The following is a 14543-nucleotide window of genomic DNA, read 5'->3' as shown; positions in this document are numbered from 1 at the left end:
TCTCCTTACTTGGACCAGTCCTGGACACTGCTCTGGACGCCGCCGACCACCACGTACGCACCGGGGTAGCCGCACCACGGCTCGATGCTGCTGTTGGGGTCGCCGTGGTAGTGCCCATATCCGCTGCCGTCCGTGTTGATCGTGCGGGTGGACAGCGTTCCTCCATTGCAGTGCACCTGCATGCTGAACGACGAGTTCGCCTTGAAATTGTGGAGAGTCACGTCGTACGTGTAGCTGTGGACATATCCGGGCTTGAGGTCGCCCTTCGCGAGGTCCACCGAGGGCGACGGCGGCGGCGGGTCGTTGACCTGCACGGTGTTCGACGTGGAGTGCGGACCGTCCTTGCCGCCCGGGTTGGAGGCGTAGATCTCGAAGGAGTAGCTCCCGGCGCCCTTGTTGTTGACCTTCGCCGAGGTCGAGGTGGTGTCGTTCCAGCCGCCGCCGTTGAGCCGCCAGTGATAGGTCGCCTTCCCGCCTCCGGTGCCGTTCGGGTCGGAGAGCGCGCTCCAGCTCAGCGTGAGGTCGCTCGGCGCGTTGCCGCTGCTGCTGATCTTGGCGTTGCCGACCGCGGTGGGGGTGCCGTACGGCGTGACCGCCGGGCTCGCCGCGGACTGCTCGCTCCATCCGTCCGCGTTCTGCGCGCGCACCGTGAAGGAGTACGACTTCCCGTTCGTCAGGCCGCCGATCGTCACATCCCCGACCGATTGCGTCGTCACCGTGTGCGTGCCGTCGGTGACCTGGTAATTCGTGATCGGCTTGCCGTTGTCGGCCGGGGCCTTGATCGCCACCGTGACCTTCCCGTCGCTCGCCCGGGGGTTCGACGGCGCGCTCGGCTTCGCGGGCACGTCGTGGATCGTCACCCGCAGCTGCCCGATGGCCGAGGCGGTCCGCTTCGGATCCTTGGTCGCGTCCTCGACGTGGTACACGACGCTGACCGCGCCGATCGCCGCACCCGAGGATGCGCTCACGCTGATCGACGACCCGGTGTGCGTCACCGTGACCCCCGACGGCGCGCTCTGCGCCGTGGCGTCGGTGATCATCAGCGCCTGCCCGGGGAACGGGTTCACCCACTGGTCGTCGCTCGCGGCGCCGTTCAGGGTGGCCGTCTGCCCGCGCTTGACCTCCTCGGTCTGCGGCGGGTTCTTCTGCGTGGCGACCGGCCGGCTGGAGCTCACGACCTGCACGTTCACCGTGCCCTGGATGGTGTGCGTGCCCGAGCTGATCGTCACCGGGATCGACGCGGTCTCGCCCGCCTGTGCGCCGAGCGGCGCCGAGAGGGTGAGCGTCGATCCGCTGAGGGACGACTGGATCCTCGGGTTCGGCGACGTCCCGCCGGCGTACGTCAGCTTGCTCAGGATGTCCGGGTTCGGGTGGAAGCTCGACGCCCGCAGGTCGACCGAGAGCGGAGCCTCGCCCGGCTCGATCCTCTCGCTGGGCGACGTGAACGTCGGCGCGACGTCGGACTGGTCAGGCTCCCCCACGGTGATCGGCAGCACGAGCGTCGTGACGCGGTCGGCCGTCGTCCCCGCCTCGCGACCGTCGTTCACCTTGAAGGTGATCGCGGCCGGCCCGCGGTAGCCCTTCGCCGCCGTGAAGGTCAGCGTCTGCTCGTCGCCGTAGGACGATCCGCCCGCGCTGTTCGTCGCACTGACGCCCGAGGCGCCGGTGAGCTTGTAGCCGCGGCCGGAGGGCACCGTGAGGATGTCGGACAGCCTCCAGCTCTTGGAGCCGTCGGACTGCACGATCTGCTGCGGCAGTCCGTCGCGGAGGCGAGGAGGGGCGGTCGCGTCGCCCTTGGGCGGCACGACGACGAACGCGGTGCCCTTCAGCGAGGTGACCGGGTCGGTGAGGGTGTAGGCGATCGCGATCCGCTGCTCGCCCGGCTTGACGGTCAGGGTGCCGTCGTCGCCGACCGTCGCCGCCGATGCGTTCGGGCCGGTCACATCCACCTTGAGGGCATCGACGAGCCCGGACGGGTTGGTCGCCCCGTCGAGGACGTTCACCTTCACGCTGCTCTTGTCCGCGACCTCGTCGGCCTCCAGCACGTGGTCGACCGCGGTCGGCGGTACGTCCTTCGCGTTGGGCGTGACCGTGACCTGGATGAACGCGCTCGCGACTCCGCCCTGACCGTTCGTGATCTGGTAGCGGACGACGAACGAGCCCTCCTCCTTCGGCGCGGTGACGAGCACGATCTTGCCGTGCACCGACGCCTTGAGTCCGTCGTCCACCTGGAGCAGCTTCTTCTGCAGTGCGATGGCGTAGCCGTTCGGGTCCGAGTCGTTGTCGAGCACCGGCACCGCGATCGTCCGGCCGGGCTTGACCTGCACCGGGTCGTTGACCGCGATCGGCGGCCGCACCTGGTCCGGGCGAGGGATGACGGCGATCGATACCGTGCCGGTGGCGGTCTTCCCGTACGTGTCCTTCACCTGGTAGGTGAAGGTGTCGGTGCCCGCCGAGTCCGGGTAGGCCTCGTAGGTGAAGGACCGGCTGGTGGAGTCGGAGATGCGTCCCAGCGTCGGCTGGGTGGCGAGGCCGGAGAGCGTAACCGAGTCGCCGTCCGGGTCGATGCCGTCGAGCGGCACATCGACCGGCACGGACGAGCCGGCGAATGCACGCACCGTCAGCGGCGCCGGCTGCGGGGCGCGGTCGGACCCCTTGTCGGCGCCTCGACCACGAAGGTGACCGTCGCCTGCGCCTTCTGCCCGTACTTGTCGGTGATGCCGTAGACCACGTTGTACTGGCCCGACGTGGTCGGCGCCTGGTAGCGGACGGTCTCACCGCTCACGAAGGCCGTCGCGCCATCGCCGGCGCCGCTCGCATCCCGCAGCTGCGCATCCAGCGTGAAGGGCGCGTTGTCGGGCGAGTAGTCGTTGTCCATCACGGGCACGGTGGCGACATCGCCCGCGCGGACCGGCACCTGGTCGTCGACGGCGACCGGAGGCTGGTGCTGGACCAGCGGCGGGACAGGCACGACCGTGATCCCTGCCGTCGCCTCGGCGACGCCGTCCGAGACGACGTACGTCAGTTGCACCTGCTGCGTGAGCACGGTCGGGGCGGTGATCTTGACGACCGCGTTGTCGAGCACCTCGACGTTGAGGTCCTCCGCGCCCTTCCCTACTGCCACCGAGCGGACGGCCAGCACGCGACCCGACGGCGACACGTCGTTGTCCAGCACGGCGACCGAGGTCGGCTCGCCGGGCCGCACGTACGCCTTGTCGGTGACCGCGATCGGCGGCGCCTCACTGGCGCCCTGCGCCGCGATGTCGACGCGGGCGAGGCCGGTCGTCGTCTTGGGGCCCGCGCCGAGCGTGTACTCGATGTAGTACTGGCCCGGGGAGTTGGTCTTCACCGTGATCGTGCTCTTGGTGGCGTCGGCGGTCACCTGGGCGCCCGATCCGTCGAGGGAGGCTCCGACGAGCGTGAGCGGCTCGCCTGACGGCGACTGGTCGTTGTCGAGCGGATGCAGCACCACCGGCCGTCCGGTGAAGCCGTCCGCGAAGTCGGTGACCGCCACCGGGTCCAGGGTGCCGGCCGGCTTGACCGTCACGATCAGGCTGCCGGTGGTGGACGCGCGGCCGTCCGAGACGGTGACCCGCACCTCCTTCGATCCGGCCTGGCCGGTCTTGCTGGTGAAGGTGACGTCGCCGTTCGGCTTGAACCGCACGTCGTCCTCGGTGGTCGCCGTCGCGGCGACCAGGCTGAGGTCGTCGCCGTCCGGGTCGATCCAGTCGTTGAGGACGTTGTAGGTGACGGACTGGCCGACCTCGGTCTGCGCGGTGCTCGACCGGGTGGAGGCGGGAGCCGCGTTCTCGGCCGGCTGCTTGAGCGTCGCATCCACCTGCGCTCCGGCGGTGCCGCCGCGGCCGTCGTCGACGGAGTAGCGGAACGAGATCGTCCCGCTCAGCCCCTCCTTCGGCGTGAACTGGATGGCGCGGCCTCCCTCGACGAGCTGTAGCACGCCCTGCGCGGCAGGGATGGCGGAGACGTCCGAGATGGTCAGCACGTCACCGTCCGGATCGGTGTCGTTCGCCAGCACGTGCAGCACGGTGGAGCGGCCGGGCCGCACGCCGTACGCGTCGTTCACCGCGACCGGCGGCCGGTTGACCTCGGTGCGTTGCGCGAGGGTGTCGGCGAAGGACTGCACCACCGGCTTCTCCTCGCCGGTGTCGCCCTGCACGGTGGTGTCGTTGGGCTTCAGCTGCGCCCAGTTCTGCACCAGCCGCATGTCGGAGGAGACCACCCACGCGTTGCCGTCGCGGAGGTTGTTGAGCGCGATCACGTCGTGGTTGACGCGGAATTCGAGGTCGTCACCCTGGACCGGCTGGTCGATGTCCAGCCCGACGGGCTTCTTGCCGTCGCACGAATAGAGGTAGCGGCCCGAGCCGGACCACGCGCCGTAGGAGCAGGTGCCGAGCCGCACGGGCGCGGACACCGCATCCGGGCCGCCCTTCGCCGTGGCGCCCGCGGGAGCGGCGACGACCTTCCCGCCGCCGAGCGGGACCGTCAGCAGGCTGTTCGCGGTGGCCACCAGCGCCGCCGGATCGTCCTGCCCAGGCTGTTGGAGCTTCAACCCCTTCGCCGGCAGGTCGACCGTCGTGCCGGAGCCGGTGATCACCCGGTTGCGCTGCGTGTCCAGCAGGACGGGCTGGTCGCCGACCGCGGTCAGCTGGAATGCTCCCGGCACCGGGAAGTCGCGGGTCTGCGGCGTCGCGTTCGGGTGGTCCACGGTGACGAGCCGTTTGCTCTTCGGGGCGACCACGAAGGTCTTGCCCGACTTCGCGACCGCCAGCTTCGCCCCGCTCCCGACCTTGGCGACCGGCTTGGTCTTCGCCTTATCGAAGTCGAGGCGGCCGGACGCATCCAGCACCCAGAGGGAGCCGTTCGGCGCGAGCACCGACAGGGTGTTGCCGCCGTAGCCGACCTGCGAGTCCTCCGGGATCTGGATGCGGCCGCCGAGCGACACGAAGGCCGGGTCGATGCGGTCGACCGTGCCGTGCGGGAGGTCGGTCAGGAAGTACGCCGACCCGTCCTGGAGCACGTCCAGGTCGGCGCTCGCGCCCGTGACCGCCGCGTCCAGCTCGTCGATCTGGTGGTTCAGCCGGCCGCCGAGCAGCTTCTCACCGTTGGTGACCCACACGTCACGGGTGTCGAGCTCGACGGCGTTCACCGGGAAGCCCCTGTGCAGCACGGCGATGGCGAGCGGGACGCCGGCGACGACGGCGACTGCGGTGATCATCGCGAGCGTCTTGCGCTCACGGATCCACCTGCTCAACGAAACCAAGACTCTGCTATCCCCCGGGCTGGAAACGCGTCCACGCTAACACGGCCCGGTGACGCGTCCGAATGGGGAGGACTCCCCATTCCCGCCGGGCCACGCGCCTCGCGCGTCAGTCGTCCGCCCCACCCTCCCGCGGAGTCGCGGCAGGGTCAAGGCGTGCGGGGTCCCCCTCAAGGAGGGGCAGGTCCTCCACGCCGACGAGTCGTGTGGTCACCGCATACTCGACCAGGCGCGCGCGACGATTGGTCGCGAGCTTGCCGCGGCCGCCGCGGAGACCGGCCACGCCGAGCTTGTCGAGCTTGTCGCAGACGTTATCGAGCTTGCGGTTGAACGTGGTCATGCTCCAGCCCAGCCGCTCCGCCGCCTCGGCCGAGCTCGGGATGGTGCCCCGGCCGGGCACGGTCTGCGTCAGGACGCCCTCGGCGAGGGCGACGATGAGCTGCCGCTGACTCGTGGTCAGCGTGACCGGGAGCACCGTCGTGGAGCCGTGCGAGGCGTCCACCTGGACGGCGGTGGCGTACCAGTCCTCGTCGCTCGTGATCGTGAAGTCGTAGGTCGTCGCGCCGGCGCTGAACATGACATGCATGGTCGGGAAGACGATCGGGAGCTTGGCACCGGGAGCGAGCCACGCCTGCATGGTGCCGGTGGCATCCGTGACCGTAGCGGTCAGGAGGGTGCCGACGTTGCTCAGCCACCACATCCCGAAGTCGTGCACCACCGTCAGGAAGCGGCGATGCAGGTACGGGTTGTCGTCGATGGTCAGCTCGGCCTCGCGGCCGATGCCGAACTCCGTGCCCGGATCGACGGTGTACAGCTCGCCGCAGTATTCGACCGTGAGCGGGTGGCCGCGCCGGTCACGAGGCGCACGCCTTCAGCTGCTCGGAGGTGCGTCCGGCCCGGACGGTGGCGATGTCGATGCAGACGGGGACGCCGGGAGTGAGTCCGGTCACGGTCACTGTCGGGTCGGTCGTGACCGAGGGGCCGTTGGTCGTGCCCTCCTGCACCCAGGTGTACTGATCGCCCTTCTTCGCGCCCTCGGTCTTCCACGTGAAGGCGGCGCTGGCGCCGTCGGGGGCGCGGACGGCGGAGACCAGGACCGGCGGCGGGACCACCGTCACGGCGATGCCGCCGTCGTCGCCGCCGGGGCCCGCGGCGGGCGTGCGCGGTGCGGCGGCCGGGGCGAGGACGCTCGCGAGGATCGTGGCCGCGACGCCGAGGACCACGACCGCGGCGGCACCGACGCCGATCCAGGTGAGGAGACGGCGGCGGGGGTCGCGCGGGGCGATGACGAGAGCGCCGTCGGACGACGGCGGTGCGGCGACGTCGTCCGCCGGCGGGGTCGGTCGCGAACGCAGCACGGTGTGCTCGGCGACCGCGCTCTGGCGAGCGGGCGTCGAGGTCGGTTGCGGGGCCACCTCGGCGACGCCGCGCACACGGGTCGCCGCGGGCTCCGGCGCCTCCGGCTCCACGACGTCCCGGACGGGCGGCGCGGGGCGCTCCCCGGGCTGCGCGCGGATGGTCGCCACCGACCGCGCCCGGGTCTCCTGCTCGTCGCCGCTCCCCCGGGTGCCGGACGCGCATCCCCGACGCTGAGATTCGGCACGTCGATGCTGGTCGGAGCCAGGCCCAGCTCCAGCTCGACCCGCTGAAGAGCGCGGGCGAAGTCGACGGCGGACTGGTAGCGGTCCTCGCGCCGTGTCGCCATGCCGCGGCGGAGGGAGGCGGTGAGCGAGGACGGGACGTCGGTGCGGTCGAGCGGTGTGATCATCCCGCGCTCGATGCGGCCCATCAGATCGAGGGTGCCGTTCGACCGGCCCGGGACCTCGAACGGAGTCCGCCCGGCGAGCAGCGTCTGGACCGTCGCGGCAAGGGAGAAGATGTCGCTGCGCACGTCCGGGTCCGGGTCGTCGGAGAACATCTCCGGCGGCGACCACGGCACGCTGAGGCCCACGCTGCGGCTCCCCGAGGTGGCCGTGTCCGACGGCTCGCGCCGCAGCTCTGACAGCGTCGTCGTGTGCACCGGCAGCTCCTCGAGCGCGGACGCGATGCCGAAGTCGGTCAGCGCCGGCCAGCCGAGCGCGGTGGTGAGCACATTCGCCGGTTTGATGTCGCGGTGCAGGATGCCTGCGGCGTGCGCGGTCGCGACAGCGCTGGACAGGCGGACGCCGGTGCGCAGGGCGTCCTCGACACCGATCCGCTCGCGCTTCAGCCGGTCGGCGAGCGACGGGCCGGAGCAGTACTCCATCACCAGGTACGGACGGTCGTCGCCGGCGACACCCGCGTGAAAGATGGTGACGATGTAGGGATGGGCGGAGAGCCGCGCCATCACGTTCGCCTCGGCCACGAACCGCGCGCGGGCCGCGTCGTCCACGCCGTCGGTCAGCAGCACCTTCACGGCGACGCTCCGCTTGGGCAGCTCCTGCTCGTACAGGAAGACGTCTGAGAACCCGCCGGACCCGAGCAGACGGATGAAGTGGAAGCCGTCGAGCTCGGGCGGCTGCGACGCCATGCGCCTCATCCGGCCGCCTCGACCGTCAGCGTCGCGCCGCTCCCCAGGTCGATCAGCGTGCCGAGAACGACGGTCGTCGGCTCGCCGCTGCGGAGCTTCTGCGGGGACGCACCCGGGAGCACGATGACGGTGCCATTGCGGGAGTGCAGGTCGGTCACCACGACGCTGTCGCCCTCGACGGCGACGGCGACATGCGAGCGCGAGATGTCGTCTTCGGCACTCGTCAGCGTGACCGGACGGGCGCCGGAGAGCGACGGCACCGCGGAGACACTCGGCGCCCGGCCGACGACGATCGGCACCGTCAGCGGCTCGCGGCGGCCGTCGGAGAGGAGGAGCGCGTACGCGAGGCGGTCGGGAGCAGCGGGCGCGGGATCCGGGTCGGCCGGAGTGCCGTTTGTGCGCTGAGGCAGGTCGCCGCTCATCACGGTGAGGCCGTCGTGGTCGCCCTCCAGTCTCCCTGCGGCGGGCGGGAACGAGTCGGTGATGAACCCCGGCAGGTCGATGCGAGGCGGCGCCGCCTCCTCCTCGTCCGGGCGCACGGCGGCGTCCTCGACGCTGCGGACCATCGTGGCGCCGAAGAGGTGGTCGTAGCCGGTGGTCTCGGCGACCGGGGCGGCCACCGTGGGCGCGGATGCGATGGGCGCGACGTCCGCCAGCGTCGCCTCGGGGACGCGGGTCTGCGGATCGGGCTCGGCCATGACCGCATCCACCGGCCCGGTGTCGCGCTCGCGCTTCGGCGGCGCCGCCACCGTGGCGCCGACCTCCTCCGCCGGGTCGGCCGCCGACCACGCGAGACCCGACGCACGGACGACGCCCTCGACGAGAGGCAGGGCCCCGGCGTCGGCGCGCTCGCCCAGCGCGACTGCCTGCGCTTCGGCCAGCTGGGTCTCGACCCACGACGAGACGCCGGTCGCGCGCACCTCACGGTCGCGGCCGCCCTCCGTCGCCGTCGCGGACGCGCCGCCTCGCACGGCGAGCAGCACCGTCTCGGCGGACGCGTCCAGCAGCGCGAACGACGGCGTGCGGCTCAGTCCTCGCGCGACCAGCGCATCCAGCGTCTCGGCGAAGCCCGCGCGGACAGCGTCCAGCAGGGCTTGCAGCCGGCCGGCGTCGGTCTCGGCGACGAGCAGCGCGCGTCCACCGCCCGCGACGACCGCCCACTCCCCTGCTGCCGTCTGCTGAACCTCGAACACGGACGACCTACTCCCTCGGCTGCGTGTCTTCGAGCTCGCGGCCGCCTGCGCCGTCCACGCGGTCGCGCGTGTCGACGGGAGCCGGAGCATCCTCCCCGGTCACCGATTCAACCACGATCACGGTGATGTTGTCGTGGCCGCCTGCCGCGTTCGCGGCCGCCACCAGTGCCGCCGCCGGGTCGGTCGGACCCTCGGCGAGGATCGCGGCGATCTGCGCGTCGCTCAGCTCGCGGGTCAGTCCGTCGGAGCAGATGAGGAAGATCTGCCGCCCCTGCTCGGGGATGAGGGCGCTGTCCGTGTCGACGAAGTCCTCGGCGCCCAACGCCCTGGTGATGACGTTTCGTTCGGGATGCACGGCCGCCTGCGCCTCGGAGATCAGGCCCGCATCCACCAGCTCCTGCACCGCCGAATGGTCGACGGTCAGCTGCCGCAGCGCCCGGCCGTCCCAGCTGTAGACGCGGGAGTCACCGACGTTGACGACCATCCACTGCTCGGCGGCGAGCTCGGGCACGCGTACCCGGACGATGCCGGTCAGCGTCGTGCCGGCGACCGCGGCCCCGGACTCGTCCGCGCCCGACAGCGCGCGGACGGCCGCGTTGGCCTCGTCGATCGCGCGGATGACCTCGTCGGGGGTGGGCCTCGTCCCCGCCTGGAGGGTGCGCGCCAGGCTCTCGACCGCCGTGCTGCTCGCCAGGTCGCCGCGAGCGTGCCCGCCCATGCCGTCGGCGACGACGAATACCGGGTCCTGCGCCAGAGCGCTGTCCTCGTTGACGTGCCGCACCGCACCCGTGTCGCTGCGGACGCTCACGCCGACGAGAGAGCTCATGTGCGGGGGTCCTCCTGGATGCCGTCGACGGCCGCGGTCTCGGTCTCGTCCTCTTCGGTGTCTTCCGTGTCGCCGTCGTGCATGGCCTCGGCGACGGTGATGCCGCTCATCCGCAGTTTCACCAGACTTGCAATCGTAGCGACAAGCATCGCACCGACGATCACCGCGAGCGAGGTCCACGTGCTGATGTCGGGCGCCCATTCGATGTGCTCGCCGCCATTGATGAACGGCAGCTCGTTCTCGTGCATGGCGTGGAAGATGAGCTTCACGCCGATGAAGGCGAGGATGAACGCGATCCCGAACTTGAGGTACACCAGCTTGTCGAGCAGGTGCCCGAGCAGGAAGTACAGCTGCCGGAGGCCCATCAGGGCGAACACGTTCGCGGTGAAGACGATGAACGGGCTCTGCGTGATGCCGAAGATCGCCGGGATGGAGTCCAGGGCGAACAGCAGGTCCGTGGTGCCGAGTGCGAGGAACACGATGATCAGCGGCGTGAACATCCTCCGCCCGCTCACCGTGGTGCGCAGCTTGTTGCCCTCGTACTGGTTCGAGACCTTGAGGTGGCGGCGAGCGAACCGGATGAACCAGGAGTCCTCCTCGCCCTCGTCGTCGTGGCTGCGGAACGCCTGGTTGAACGCCGTCCACAGCAGGAACGCGCCGAACAGGTAGAAGATCGCGCTGAAGCTCGCGATGAGCCCGGCGCCCAGCAGGATGAAGACGCCGCGGAAGATCAGGGCCAGGATGATGCCCACCATGAGCACCTCCTGCTGGTACTTCCGGGGCACCTGGAACCTGGCCATGATGATGACGAACACGAACAGGTTGTCGATGCTCAGGCTGTACTCGGTCAGCCAGCCGGCGAGGAACTGCCCGGCGTGCTCCGCATCCCCGATCAGCAGCATCAGCAGCGCGAACACCAGCGCGAGGGCCACGTAGAAGGTGACCCACAGGGCCGCCTCCTTCGGGCTCGGGATGTGCGGCCGCTTGAAGATGATCATGAGGTCGAACGCGAGGATGGCGAGCAGGACGACGAACGAGCCGATCTCGAACCAGAGGGGCAAAGCGACTTCCACGGGGGAACCTTTCGGAGGGCGTGCGGCATGGCCGAAAGTCTCTCCCGCACCTCGCGGTGCCCCTGCGCCCGGGTCCGCCGACATGGAGGGCCGTGATGACGTGCGCAGCGCCGGAACCCTGCGGGCCCGTCCGGGATACTCCCCTTCGCTTCGGCCATATTAGTCGGCTCCGGGTCGCCGCGCGGGACAGCGTAATGTGCGGGTGTGCAACGGGTGGGGTTCGACAGCGCGGTCATCGCGTCGGCGGGCTACGACGCCGGCCTGCGGATGCTCGAGGTGGAGTTCAGCTCGGGGGCGGTGTACCGGTACTTCCTCGTGCCGGCGCGGGTGTGGCGGGAGCTGCAGGCGGCGGAGTCGGCCGGCGGCTACTTCGGGGCGGCGATCCGCGGCCGGTACCCGGAGGAGTGGATGCCGGAGGGCGGGACGCGGTGAGGGCGAGTGTCAGCGGCCGTCGTAGACGTCGCCGAGGGTGACGTCCACATGCGCGCCGCCGTACGTGGCGCGACCCCGCACCAGTCATGATTGGTGGCGTGCACACGATCGCAGGCCAGAGACTCCGCACAGAGATGATGCGGCGCATGAACGACGACTGGCATCTCGACGGCGACATCGGCCCCACGGAGATGTGGATGCTTCACCTCGTCATGCCGCCCGCGTGGCGTATCGCACTCGAACTGGTGAACCCGGTGGCATGGTTCCTGGGGCCGACCTACCCGACCGTCCACCGGCGGATGCACATCTGGGTCGATGAAGCGGGCGGTCTGCATCGACGCACGACAGGGATGATCCCATCGAGCTGGCCGCAGCAGCACTCCTGGGATGTGACCGACGGACCGGTCAGCCCATGAAAAAACCCCGCTCCCGGCTGATTTCTCCGTGTGACCCCAGCGGGATTTGAACGCGCGTTACCGCCGTGAGAGGGCGACATGGCCGACCAGATTTACCGGGATGAGTGGAGCACGGAGTCACGGGCATTCCGGTACGAAAAGGGCGGCGATCTGGCGGCGCACGTTCTCCGCGATGGTCCGGCTGTCGGTGTCGGCCGGGCTGGTGGACATCGCGAGGAAGAGGACCGCGGAGGCGATGTGGGCAAGGACCGCGGCCTGGTCGGCGGCTACACCGGTTGTGCGTGCGATCGTCTCGGCCATGACCTGCTCGGTCTCGGAGGCGATTTCGAGCGCCTTCGCATGGTGGGGCTCCGTCGGGTCGCCGAAGACCATCTCGCGGAGGTAGGTACGCCCGTTCTCGACCTGCGTGCGGTTGCAGTGGATGATCGGCGCCGCGATAGCGAGGAGCGCGTCAACTGGTTGGTCCAGCGCCTGGGCCGCATGCCGGCCTTCCTGGAGAGCATCGGCGTAAAGCGCGTTCTGCACCATCAGCAACAGCTCGCCCTTGGTGCGCGCGTAGAAGAAGAGCGTGCCCGCCCCGATGTCCGCGGCCTCGGCCACCTCCTGTGTTGTGACGTCGTCGACGCCACGCTCAGCGAAGAGCGTGCTCGCGGCCGCGATGATGCGGTCGAGCTTCTCCTGCTTGTTGCGCTCTCGCCGGCCGGGGACGGCGGGGGTGGCGGTCATTTCATCCCTTTCGCGGAACGACAGGTGATCACCATAACCCGCTGGGCCCGTGCCGTTCACTCTCGCAGGAACGCCGCCGCCAGCGGGGCGAACTCTTCGTGGTACTGGAATATGCCACCGTGCCCTGAGTCCGGGTAGATGACCAGCTGTGACCCCGCGATCCGACGGTGCAGATCCTCAGACAGTCTCGATGGGACCATGCGGTCGTTGTCGCCGTTGGCGATGAGGGTGGGTTGCGTGATCGCGGAGAGGTCGGACGGTTTGGCGCGGCCGAACCTCCGGATCGCGAACAGCTGGGTGTTGAACGCCCGGAGCGCGATGTCCGTGTCGCGGTCGGTCGTGCGCTCCTGGAGGCGGGCGAGGAACGACTTCGCGGCGCGTTTCCCTGTCTCGTTGCGGTTGAAGAAGAGGAATTCCTTGGGATCGGTGCGGCGCACAGCGGCCCGAATGACGTCCAGGTAAGTGGTGAGCACCACCTTGTCCATGTCTTCACCGCCGCGGGGTCCGGTGCCGGTGAGGACGAGTCGGCGGACGAGCTCCGGGTGCTTCAGCACCAGGTCCTGCGCGATCATGGCGCCCATGGAGAACGAGAAGACGTCGATCCGGTCCAGTCCGAGCGCACGGACGAAGGTGTAAGCGTCGTCAGCTGCCTCCTCTATGGTCCGCGGGACGGTGCCGGATGATGCCCCCACGCCACGTTGGTCGAAGGTGATGACGTGACGCTCACGGGCGATCACGTCGACGATCCGCGGGTCCCAGTTGTCCAGCGTGCCCGCCAGGTGGACGAAGAAGACGACGGGGATGCCGCCTTCCGGGCCCAGCTCACGGTAGGCGAAGGTGACTCCGCCCGTGCTCACGCTCCGGGTCGGTGCCTGCGCGTATGAGGTGATGATCGGTTTCTGTGTGTTCATGATGACTCCGTTCTGTGTGATTCGGGCTGAGGGTGCGCACGGGCCATCGGCGTCGGCGCTCAGGGTCATGGACGGGCAGCATCGCGGTGGATGGCGGCGACGGTCTTGCCGCGGACCCCGCTCGTTCCGAGCGCGTCAGGGATCTCGTCGAACGGGACCACACGACCGACGACCGGGCGGATCGCACCCGACTCCGTGAGCGCCGAGATCTCGCGCAGCTGATCGCCGCTCGCGGACATCCAGAGGAAGGAGTAGTCCACCCCCGACTTCCGCGCCGCGTGGCGCACTCCGCGGCTGATCGCCGCGATGCCGGCCCGCAACACCGGGTTCAGGCCGAGCTGACGGGCGAAGGCCGCGTCGGGAGGTCCCGCGATGCCGATCGCTCGACCCCCGGGCCGGAGGATGCGCAGCGACTTCATCAGGTTCTCACCGCCGACGCTGTCGAGACCAACGTCGTAGCCGTTGAGCTGCTTCTCGAAATCGTCGGTCCGGTAGTCGATGACGACGTCGGCACCGAGCGACGCCACGAACTCGGCGTTGCCGGCACTCGCGGTCGTGGCGACCGTGGCACCCAGGTGCTTGGCGAGCTGGATCGCAATCGAACCCACTCCCCCGGCTCCCGCATGGATGAGCACCTTCTGTCCCGGGCGCACATTCGCCCGCACCTCAAGTGCCTGCCACGCAGTCAGCGCAACCAGGGGCAGGGACGCGGCTTCCACCATCGTGAGCGCAGCAGGGACCGGAGCCAGGTCGTCCTCGTCGACGGCGATCCGTTCGGCGAATGTTCCGATGCGCCCGTCCCGCGCCCGCCCGTACACGGCGTCGCCAGCCTGGAACGACCGCACCTCCGATCCGACATCGAGAACGATTCCGGCCACATCGTGCCCCAGCGCTGCCGGTAATCGGAGCGGTATCACCTGCGCAAACTCGCCCGCCCGGAGCTTCTCATCGAGCTGGTTCAAACCAGCCGCGTGCACGTCGATGAGAACATCACGCGGTCCCATAACCGGCTCAGCAAGCTCGCCCACGGCAAGCGGCTTCTTGTACGACGAGAGAACGATGGCTTTCATGAATATCCTATTTTTTCGAGTTTACTCTATTTTGAGTGCACTCGATAAAAGGCGCAACCCCGCGCATGTATTCCGAGACCACAGGCTGAGTACTGCGGCACCGACACCG

The 14543-nt window shown here is 69.7% G+C and carries 11 protein-coding genes and 1 pseudogene; 2 read left to right on the top strand and 10 right to left on the bottom strand.

Annotated elements, in window-relative coordinates; all coding sequences use genetic code 11:
* Nucleotides 1-5: 5 nt before the first annotated feature.
* The 7 genes and pseudogenes from A0130_00800 to A0130_00770 form a co-directional block, all read right to left on the bottom strand.
* Nucleotides 6-2618: a hypothetical protein gene (locus tag A0130_00800; GenBank protein ID ANF30414.1), complete on the bottom strand. Its 2613-nt coding sequence runs from the start codon at nucleotides 2616-2618 to the stop codon at nucleotides 6-8.
* Nucleotides 2619-2620: 2 nt separating this feature from the next.
* Nucleotides 2621-5236 carry a hypothetical protein gene (locus A0130_00795; protein ANF30413.1) on the bottom strand — a complete coding sequence of 872 codons (2616 nt, stop codon included), beginning with the start codon at nucleotides 5234-5236 and terminating at the stop codon, nucleotides 2621-2623.
* A gap of 151 nt (nucleotides 5237-5387) precedes the next feature.
* On the bottom strand, nucleotides 5388-6092 hold the full coding sequence (locus tag A0130_00790; GenBank protein ID ANF30412.1) for a hypothetical protein: 705 nt from the start codon (nucleotides 6090-6092) through the stop codon (nucleotides 5388-5390).
* A gap of 40 nt (nucleotides 6093-6132) precedes the next feature.
* Nucleotides 6133-7787, bottom strand: a pseudogene (locus A0130_00785) (hypothetical protein).
* A 5-nt stretch (nucleotides 7788-7792) separates the two neighbouring features.
* On the bottom strand, nucleotides 7793-8980 hold the full coding sequence (locus A0130_00780) for a hypothetical protein (GenBank protein ID ANF30411.1): 1188 nt from the start codon (nucleotides 8978-8980) through the stop codon (nucleotides 7793-7795).
* Between the two features lie 7 nt (nucleotides 8981-8987).
* Nucleotides 8988-9806, bottom strand: a complete 819-nt coding sequence (locus A0130_00775; GenBank protein ANF30410.1) for a hypothetical protein — start codon at nucleotides 9804-9806, stop codon at nucleotides 8988-8990.
* Nucleotides 9803-10879, bottom strand: a complete 1077-nt coding sequence (locus tag A0130_00770; GenBank protein ID ANF30409.1) for a tellurium resistance protein TerC — start codon at nucleotides 10877-10879, stop codon at nucleotides 9803-9805. Before A0130_00770 ends, A0130_00775 begins: the two co-directional genes overlap by 4 nt.
* 204 nt (nucleotides 10880-11083) lie before the next feature.
* Here A0130_00770 and A0130_00765 point away from each other — a divergent pair, with 204 nt between their 5' ends.
* Nucleotides 11084-11311: a KTSC domain-containing protein gene (locus tag A0130_00765; protein ANF30408.1), complete on the top strand. Its 228-nt coding sequence runs from the start codon at nucleotides 11084-11086 to the stop codon at nucleotides 11309-11311.
* 134 nt (nucleotides 11312-11445) lie between these two features.
* A complete protein-coding gene (locus tag A0130_00760) occupies nucleotides 11446-11727 on the top strand; it encodes a hypothetical protein (GenBank protein ANF30407.1) in 282 nt (93 codons plus the stop codon).
* Between the two features lie 117 nt (nucleotides 11728-11844).
* On the opposite strand, the gene A0130_00755 is transcribed toward A0130_00760, so the two are convergent.
* The 3 genes from A0130_00755 to A0130_00745 all read right to left on the bottom strand — a co-directional run bounded on the left by A0130_00755 (nucleotide 11845) and on the right by A0130_00745 (nucleotide 14434).
* Nucleotides 11845-12453 carry a TetR family transcriptional regulator gene (locus A0130_00755; GenBank protein ANF30406.1) on the bottom strand — a complete coding sequence of 203 codons (609 nt, stop codon included), beginning with the start codon at nucleotides 12451-12453 and terminating at the stop codon, nucleotides 11845-11847.
* A 56-nt stretch (nucleotides 12454-12509) separates the two neighbouring features.
* The gene (locus tag A0130_00750; protein ANF30405.1) at nucleotides 12510-13364 is read right to left on the bottom strand and encodes an alpha/beta hydrolase; all 855 of its coding nucleotides are present in this window, start codon (nucleotides 13362-13364) and stop codon (nucleotides 12510-12512) included.
* A gap of 65 nt (nucleotides 13365-13429) precedes the next feature.
* Nucleotides 13430-14434 carry an NADPH:quinone oxidoreductase gene (locus tag A0130_00745; GenBank protein ANF30404.1) on the bottom strand — a complete coding sequence of 335 codons (1005 nt, stop codon included), beginning with the start codon at nucleotides 14432-14434 and terminating at the stop codon, nucleotides 13430-13432.
* Nucleotides 14435-14543 lie beyond the last annotated feature (109 nt).

Origin of the sequence: Leifsonia xyli (genome assembly GCA_001647635.1) — a bacterium.
GTDB lineage: Bacteria > Actinomycetota > Actinomycetes > Actinomycetales > Microbacteriaceae > Leifsonia > Leifsonia xyli_A.
The sequence above is the reverse complement of the archived record's forward strand: the minus strand, read 5'-3'. Positions and strand labels throughout refer to the sequence as shown.